This is a genomic window from Marinobacterium marinum (assembly GCF_013868415.1).
GTDB classification, from domain to species: Bacteria; Pseudomonadota; Gammaproteobacteria; order Pseudomonadales; family Balneatricaceae; genus Marinobacterium; species Marinobacterium marinum.
In genome coordinates this window covers 190,480-198,158 of sequence record NZ_JACEMT010000053.1, presented here as the reverse complement: position 1 = coordinate 198,158, position 7,679 = coordinate 190,480, and the positions used below count along the sequence as shown (strand labels likewise).

Annotated in this window: 8 protein-coding genes; 2 read left to right on the top strand and 6 right to left on the bottom strand. The window is 55.5% G+C overall.

All coding sequences use genetic code 11. The features are described from left to right. Window positions 1-30: 30 nt before the first annotated feature. The 4 genes from tnpC to H1S06_RS14075 form a co-directional block, all read right to left on the bottom strand. Window positions 31-1,716 (bottom strand): IS66 family transposase, encoded by a 1,686-nt coding sequence (gene tnpC / locus H1S06_RS14090; protein WP_181736332.1) that lies wholly within the window; start codon window positions 1,714-1,716, stop codon window positions 31-33. 46 nt (window positions 1,717-1,762) lie between these two features. Next, entirely contained in the window at window positions 1,763-2,131 is a 369-nt protein-coding gene (gene tnpB, locus H1S06_RS14085; protein ID WP_181736331.1) for an IS66 family insertion sequence element accessory protein TnpB, read from the bottom strand. Further along, window positions 2,131-2,448, bottom strand: coding sequence for an IS66 family insertion sequence element accessory protein TnpA (gene tnpA / locus H1S06_RS14080; RefSeq protein ID WP_181736330.1), 318 nt, complete (start codon window positions 2,446-2,448; stop codon window positions 2,131-2,133). Before tnpA ends, tnpB begins: the two co-directional genes overlap by 1 nt. Before the next feature lie 80 nt (window positions 2,449-2,528). Further along, entirely contained in the window at window positions 2,529-3,512 is a 984-nt protein-coding gene (locus tag H1S06_RS14075; RefSeq protein ID WP_181741317.1) for a tyrosine-type recombinase/integrase, read from the bottom strand. Between the two features lie 625 nt (window positions 3,513-4,137). Between H1S06_RS14075 and H1S06_RS15630 the strand changes: the two genes are divergently transcribed. Continuing rightward, on the top strand, window positions 4,138-4,749 hold the full coding sequence (locus H1S06_RS15630) for a cold shock and DUF1294 domain-containing protein (RefSeq protein WP_181741315.1): 612 nt from the start codon (window positions 4,138-4,140) through the stop codon (window positions 4,747-4,749). A gap of 240 nt (window positions 4,750-4,989) precedes the next feature. Continuing rightward, window positions 4,990-5,271: a peptidylprolyl isomerase PpiC gene (gene ppiC / locus H1S06_RS14065; RefSeq protein ID WP_181741313.1), complete on the top strand. Its 282-nt coding sequence runs from the start codon at window positions 4,990-4,992 to the stop codon at window positions 5,269-5,271. On the opposite strand, the gene H1S06_RS14060 is transcribed toward ppiC, so the two are convergent. Then, window positions 5,268-6,473 (bottom strand): amidase family protein, encoded by a 1,206-nt coding sequence (locus tag H1S06_RS14060; RefSeq protein WP_181741311.1) that lies wholly within the window; start codon window positions 6,471-6,473, stop codon window positions 5,268-5,270. The genes ppiC and H1S06_RS14060 overlap by 4 nt on opposite strands. Window positions 6,474-6,571: 98 nt before the next feature. Further along, window positions 6,572-7,540, bottom strand: a complete 969-nt coding sequence (gene epmA, locus H1S06_RS14055; RefSeq protein ID WP_181741309.1) for an EF-P lysine aminoacylase EpmA — start codon at window positions 7,538-7,540, stop codon at window positions 6,572-6,574. Window positions 7,541-7,679 lie beyond the last annotated feature (139 nt).

Genomic DNA, 7,679 nt, shown 5'->3' with positions numbered 1-7,679 from the left:
GTATCCGCCGTTAAAACGACCCACTTGCCCTTAACTGTACTGCGCCACTTTTTTTGAAGTACGTTCCAGCTCAACATTCCAGGGCAGCAGTCGCTCCAGCTTTTCCAGGGTGTCAGCATCGGCGATGCGCTCCAGCACATGCCGGATGTACGCCGAGGGTTCCAGGTCGTTGGCTTTGGCCGTTTCGATCAGGGAGTAACAGGTGGCACTGGCGTGAGCGCCCTGCGGAGTATCCGCGAACAACCAGGCCTTGCGCCCCACGGCGAACGGGCGGATGGCATTCTCGGCCAGTACGTTGCTGATATGCAGGTCACCCCGCTTACAGTAGCCGATCAGGGTGGGCCACTGGTTCAGGGTGTATTCCATCGCTTTGCGAGTTAGCCCGCCTTTCATCACACGCCCCACGTTCGCATCCAGCCAAGACTTGAACACTTCCAGTTTGGGGAGGCTCAGCTCCTGACGGATCCGGTAGCGTTCGTTAGGGTTCAGGTCCTTGATCTGACGCTCGATGGCATACAGCTTGTTGATGTGGCCAAGTGCCACATCCGCTTTGGACAGCTTGGTCTGTTTGCCTTTACCCGCCGGCTTGGCCCCTTTGGTCGCTTCGATAAACTTACGGCGGGCGTGATCCCAGCAGCCGATACGGGTCAGCTCATTGGCTGAACAGATCGGCGCATAACCGGAGTAACCATCCGCCTGCAGCACACCCTTGAAGTCATCAAGCAGGCGCACGGGCACCGCTCCACTTCGAGAGGGATCATAGGCGAACAGGACGGAAGGTTGGCCCGGTGGTCCGCCACGGGTCACCCACATCCATTTATCGGATTGGGCGGCTTTGCCATCCTCTTTGAGTACCTGGATCCGGGTTTCGTCAGCCTGCAGGTAGGCCGCACTGTTCTGCGCTTCCCGCATCAGGTTGATCAGGGGTTTGAACACCTCATCCAGACGGATGATCCAGTGCGCCATGCGGGTGCGGCACAGCTCATGGCCCAGACGCTTGAACATCTGCTCTTGCCGATACAACGGCAGACCATCGGCATATTTGGAGGTGATCAGGTAGGCCAGCAGGGCCGGGGTGGCGATGCATTTGCCCAGCGGGTGTGTCGGGCGAGCCGCGGCCAGGATACGCTCGTCGCCGTTCTCCTCGAACACCGCTTTTTCCTGCCAGTATTCCAGTACTTTGAGCTGGGCGGGGATATAGTCCAGCTCTTCCTTGACCTTGGTGAAGAAGGTTTTGACCGCCCCGGCCTTCTCTTCATCACTCAGCTGCAGCTCGATACGCTCACGCAGCAGGTGATCGGAGAAGCCGCGCTGACGGCGCTTGGGTGCAGGCGTGACAGCAGGGGTATCACCTTCAGCGGCTTCAATATCGTCCGGGAGCTGATCCCGCAGCTGATCGATCTCGGCTTCCAGTTCGGACTCATCGAAGAGGTGGATCTGGTGGGCCGTTTTCTCACTGCTGGCCGCGAACCGCTGGATGCGTTGCAAGCGCAGCATCTCTTCCAGCAACAGGATGTATTGCTCGCGCTGCTGGAGTTGCCGGTCACGCGCTTTGACGGCCTGATCCCGCTGCTCAAGCACTTGGTTTTGCCGTTCAAGCTCATCCTCTTTCGAGGCCAGTTGCTGCTGCAGCCCGGCCACCATCGACAGCAAGTCAGCGGTCGATAAACTGCTGATATCAGGCGTCTTTGAGGTGGTTTCGGGCTGTGTTTTCATGGGCAAAATTATATCAAAAACAGCCAGTTGAAGCACCCAAAACCGGCTATCCAACGGCCTCATACTGCAAGGTTTTATGGCCTTGCAGCAGGCTGATATCATAGCCATCGAGCAGCCAGTTGATCTGCTCGCCGGTCAACGGCATGAGCTCATCAGCCGGGCTCGGCCACTTGAATTTCTCTTCGGCCAGCGCCTTGTAATAGAGGATAAAGCCGTTGTCCTCCCACATCAGGCACTTGATCTTGTTACGCTGTCGGTTGGTGAAGGCATACAGCGCACCGGTGAAGGGGTTCTGTCCCAACTCCTGTTCAATCAGCACCGCCAGACCATTGGCCTGCTTGCGAAAATCAATGGGCTCACGGTACAGATAGATCTCGGGCATGGACCGAGAGGGACGAAGATACCGCGGTTTCATCAGAGCTGCCTCAGGATCGCGCCGAGCAGGTCGACATTACCGGCATGCAGCCCTGTAATGGCCATGCCGCCGGGAAGCTTCAGGGTCAGATCATCCGATAGCGGTGAAGCGGCCACCTGGGTGACGCGAGCAAAGCCGGATGTTGGTGTACGCTCGGTATCGGTCGCATCATCTGTACCTTCGAGCTTGCGGCGCCAATAGACAAACTGGTGATAGGACAGTGACTGCTGTTTGCAGAAAGCAGCACCGGATAGCCCGGTATCACGCCAGTGTTCAATGTGCTGTTGCCAGTAGTGTGTGCGCTCGGCTGAGTTCATGCTGGATTCCTCGCGTAGGTGACGATGGAATCAGTGTGCGGCGGTCAGTGGCTGGAAAAAAGGTGCTGATTTAAGGGCGCTTACGGTTGTCCCGGAATATCCGGGGATTCAAAGACAAATCCAGAGTGACTCAACTGCTGTTGCTGCTTGAGAATTTCAAGACTGTAAGCAGATAAAGCTACTCGCCGAACCTGCCGCGTTTTGGTACGGCTTGCAGGTAGGGTCCATATGCCTGCTTGCATATTCACTTCGCCCCACTGCATTTGTGATACCTCACTGCGTCGAGCCCCCGTTGCAATGAGCATTCGCATCACATTCCGGACCGTAACGCTGGTACGCCCATTAGGATCATTGAACACCTGGAGCACTTCTGTGAGTTCTCCAAGCGATAAATAGCGGTCTCGCGGCGGTGAAGGCCGTGCCTTGATTTTTGCCGGGGTAATACTGGCCGCTGGGCTCTCTTCAATCTGCTCCAGATCTTCCGCGTAAGCCAAGATCCCTTTGAGCATGATCAGACACTGGCGTGCTTCTTCCCGAGCCTCTGTAGCTGCATCACTTAACACTTCGATTAGCTTGGCCCTGGTTACATCCTGTACGCGCATCGACGCCAACTGCTTTTCAAGATGCAGCCTCCATCGCCGTTTCCGTTGCTTAATGGTTTTTTCTGTGGGCAAGTGCCCAGTTCGAGTTGGGCTGGCGGTGTAATGAGCTAGCCAGCGTTCGAATGCCTCCTGCATCGTCCAGGCTTGAGTGTTTTTAGCCACTTCCGCGGCACGATACGTTCGGGGGTCAATTCCTTTTTTGACCAGTTGCACCGCTTCAGCGTGTAATTCACGTGCTTGCTTGAGACTGATCGCAGGGAATGTTCCCATGCGGTAGTCACCAGATTTGTTCGCTATATAAAAGCGATATAGCCACACTTTCTGGGTACGGCCTTTACGCAACTCGACAAATAGCCCGCTGCCCATAGATGTGTGTACGCGGAATCGTTGTACGCTACGCCCCTCTTCCAGCCTAAGGGCAGCAATCTGCTTCGAGGTTGTAATTGCCTTCGTGTCCGCCATTCCGACTCCCTCATAGACTTAATCGAGCCCAAAAATGCACCATGGTGCGCACCATGGTTTTACCCAGTATAGAGCGGAATCCAGTGGGACGCTACGGGACATAAAAATCACACAAACCATTGTTTATAAAGAAATTTAAGAAGCATCATGGAACTTAGTGGGACACCCTGAAACCGGCCAAAATTACCCTCCTAAGGGGCAGGTCGCAGGTTAGAGTCCTGCCTGGGGCGCCATTTATTTCAAAGACTTACGATGTTTCATCTCCCCCACCATTATAGGCATAATGCTCTCTACGCAATTGTGGCGTTTGTAGGTGTAATCGCATGCCGTGATTTCAGCAATAATTGACTGACACACCTGAAATGAATATAGAAAGGGCTATCAATGCGGCGGCGGCCTAAAGGGGTCAAATACAAACCTCGCCTCTCAGTTGCCACTTCAACCTCAAAGTACAGCCACACATCAACTTCTATTCGGGAATAGTACCTACTTTTGGTAGTATGAAGTTCATATAGCCTGAGCCAGGAAAGGAACACTTCATATTCTCCGCGCCACTCGGTGGCTCTTTCCAGAAATTTATTATCGTGACGTCGGCTTCCGGTCACTAACACCAGGGAACGAACACATGGCAATGAAAGGACGCATCAAAAAGTGGAACGCCGATAAAGGCTTTGGCTTTATTCAGCCGCTTGAGGGCGGTGATGATCTTTTTTTCCATGTCAGCGCCATGCGCGATCGAAGCCTGCTACCTCAGATAAATCAGTTGGTAACTTTTGAACCAGGTACCGATAAAGACAATCGCCCCCGTGCCGAATCAGTCGTGCTTGCAGGCACAAGTGTCCGACGGCAGCACAAAACACAACACTCCAGTAGCCATGTCATAGTACCTGTGCTCGCGTTGTTTGTTGTCTTGGGAGTGGTTTCGATGATTGGATTGCTGCCTTGGCAACTGCCAGTCTTGATGGGATTCCTGAGTCTCTGGACCTATATTGTCTACGCCATCGACAAGTCGGCAGCACAAGCAGATCGACGTAGAACCCCTGAGTCTACACTGCATCTCTTGGCGTTATTGGGAGGCTGGCCTGGCGCATTGTGTGCACAGAATCTGTTACGCCATAAATCCGTGAAAGCTGCGTTTCGCAACTCATTCTGGTGGACGGTTGTGATTAACCTGGGGTTGATGGGATTTCTTGCCAGCGAACCGGGACAGCAACTGTGGGGAGCGTTGCTACAGTGATGATGCAGGCTAAAAAATTGAGCAAATTTCAATACTGAACCAGCTCCCCTTCAACCGGGCATGAGCTGTTGTTAGGCAACCTTGGATATCGGAGCCCGCCAATAGACTGCTCCAACAGCGGCAACCGCTGCGCTATGGGAGCACAACCAGACCAGCAAAACCGACCGGCCCCAATGGGCGGCTCACACCTTCACTGCTAGAATAAACAGCAGAAATCCGAGCTGATCAACGAGAGACAATATGGCGACTGCAGCAGCACTGCATATACTGGTCAAAACCAAACAGGAAGCGCTGGACATTCTTGCCCAGCTGAAACAGGGCAAGAACTTCAATACGTTGGCAAAGCGCCACTCCATCTGCCCATCCGGCAAGCGAGGCGGAGACTTGGGCGAATTTCATCGTGGCGACATGGTAAAGGCCTTCGACGACGTGGTGTTCAAACGCCCCCTGCTCACCGTACACGGCCCGATCAAGACCCGTTTCGGCTACCACCTGATCAAGACCCTGTATCGGAACGGCTAGTTCGCTCGACAGCGCGCATACAGGCGGTTGCAGACGTCGATCAAGCGCATGTCCTGACCCTGTCCCGCCAAAAACGACAAACCAACCGGCACCCCTTCGACATCCGCAACAGGCAGGGTAATTTGGGGCGCTGAAGCCAGACAGGCCATGGCATTGACTGACATTGCACGTGGGATATAGCGGCCGGACAGGTTGCCGGATGCAACAGCCTCCAACGTCGGCGCCAGATCCAGTGTGGTTGGGAAGCACAGAATCCGGTCCGTTCCCAAAAAGCGGTTCAGCCCCTGCCGAAAACGGGCACGCTGCTGCAATGCATGCTGGATGTCTGATCGACACGCAGCTTCGGCGTACTGCGTCAGGCTCTCCGCCACGGCAGGGCTGACTTCCGGTGTACAGTGTCGATACCAGGCCCCAAAGGTATTCCAGACCTCCGTCGACAACAGGAAGCCAAAGCGCTCAAACAGCTGCGGCAATCCCAAGTCATCACCGATCATGGCAGACAACGTCTGTGTTTTCGTCAGGCATACGGATTCAAGCGCAGCTCTGAAGTCCTCCAACGCCCGAACAATAGAAGCATCGCAGTGCTCAAAGGCATCGCCGACAAACACCACTTCGGGATCATCAACAGACTCGGTACCAGTTTCCGCCAACAGGACTCGCATGACGTTTGCCAGCGTTACACCATCCTTGGCGAGAACACCCACTGTATCGTATGAGGGTGCCAGCGCCAGCACACCTGCCGCCGAAATCGCGCCCGATGATGGCCGATACCCCCACACTCCACAGTTGGCAGCCGGAAAACGAACCGAGCCACCCGTGTCTGTCCCGAGCGCAAAGTCTACCAACCCGGCAGACACCGCCGCTGCCGACCCACTGGATGAGCCACCAGGCACCCTGTTCGGTGCTTTCGGATTCACGGGCGTTCCGCTAAAAGCGTTAACGCCCAGCAAACTATAGGCCAGCTCATCCGTATGAGTTTTACCCTTGCATACGCCACCGGCACCCAGCAACTGTTCGACACAGAGTGCATGCGCAACCGCCGCTTCATGGGTACGGGACCAGCCGGGGCTGCCATAACCCGTTTTCCGGCCTGCGATATCAATATTGTCCTTGATCGCAAACGAAAGTCCGTCAAGCGGCCCCGTGGCATAGGGCGAAATCTCGAACCGTTCGACAAAAGGGGACACAGGGACAGCAAACATTCCGACAAATCTCCATCAAAATCGTATTGCATCAATACGGTGGCGACCCATTATGGGACCCCGCCACCCTATCCGTGAAAACAGAGCCTGGGGCGCGTTCATGCCCGTTCATGCATGAACGATACAACCTCCCTCAAACCTTCCGCCTTCAAAGCCAACATCACCAGCCGGTCCACTCCCAAAGCAACACCGGCACATTCCGGCAACCCGGCCTCCAGCGCCTGTACCAAGCGCTGATCCAACGGACGTTGCGGCAACCCGAGCATCGCCCGCTGTCGCTGGTCAGACGCCAAGCGGCGCGCCTGCTCTCTCGCATCGGTCAGCTCATGGTAGCCATTGGCCAACTCAACACCGTCCACAAAAAGCTCGAAGCGGGCCGCCACCAGGCGTCCGGAATCATCTGCACGCACCCGAGCCAACGCCGCCATGGAAGCCGGATAGCTGTGGATAAATACGGCACCACGCAGGCGAGGCTCCAGCACGTGCGACATCAGCAGGTTCAACCAGGTATCGCGATCGTTATCCTCAAACGGCGCATCAACATGCTCGCGGCAGACCCTTTGCAACTCTGCCAGTTCGGCCCGGTGCGGGTCCAGTCCCAACTCCTGCTCAAACAGGTCGGCATAGCTGCGACAGGTAACGGACAGCTCCGGCACAACCGTCTGAATCAAAGCCGCGACTTCATCCATCAACCGCTGATCATCAAAACCGAGTCGATACCACTCCAACATGGTAAATTCAGGGTTGTGCCGGCGGCCTGACTCGCCATTTCGGAACACCTTGGCCATCTGGTAAATATCCCCGCTCCCGGCAGCCAAAAGGCGTTTCATGGCATATTCAGGCGATGTCTGCAGGTACAGGCGCTCGTCTTCAATCCCGGGCTGGAAGCCAAAGCCGACTTCCAGACTGTCAATAAACGGATCGCTGACCGCACACTTGGACAAAACCGGGGTTTCCACCTCCAGCACCTTGCGCTCGGCAAAAAAACCGCGAATCCGTGCCAGCATCGCGGCCCGGACCCGCAGGTTCCGAATGGGGGCGCCGGGGCGCCAAAGCTCATCTTGCATTATGTTTACTACCGGTAATCAGAACAGCGAAACGCTCATACGACCAGGCCTCTGCACCCATACACGAAAAATGGCAGCCGAAGCTGCCATTCAAAGGGTCTCTTGCATCGCAACCGAACGGCAAGGCCCAAGACCTTGC